This is a genomic window from Arthrobacter bussei, assembly GCF_009377195.2.
Classification (GTDB): domain Bacteria; phylum Actinomycetota; class Actinomycetes; order Actinomycetales; family Micrococcaceae; genus Arthrobacter_D; species Arthrobacter_D bussei.
The window spans coordinates 1-288 of sequence record NZ_VJXX01000026.1 but is presented as its reverse complement, the minus strand read 5'-3'; the positions used below and the strand labels follow the sequence as shown (position 1 = coordinate 288).

Annotated in this window: 1 pseudogene; it reads right to left on the bottom strand. The window is 73.6% G+C overall.

Annotated features, from left to right (window positions below):
- A pseudogene (locus FNH21_RS16765) lies at positions 1 to 288 on the bottom strand (hypothetical protein); the annotation flags it as partial.

Genomic DNA, 288 nt, shown 5'->3' with positions numbered 1-288 from the left:
GCGTGTAACTCCCCGCATACATGAGGTGACCCGGTCCCGCGGGGAACGGTGCATCGGGATACGGTCTGCCGGTTCCGGGGTCACCCTCCCCGCCGGGCCCGCCGCGGCCGAGAAGACTCCTCGTCAGGGCGGCTCCGTCCGACATGAGTTCCTCGACCGCGGCGAGAAGGTGCCCGTCCGTGACGGGACCTCCCTGCAGGGCAGCCGCGAGGACGGTCCGGCGGACGCGCTCGCGGGTGATGGACGCCGTCGTACCCTCGGTCCGGCCGGCCGCCGACCCGATCCCCG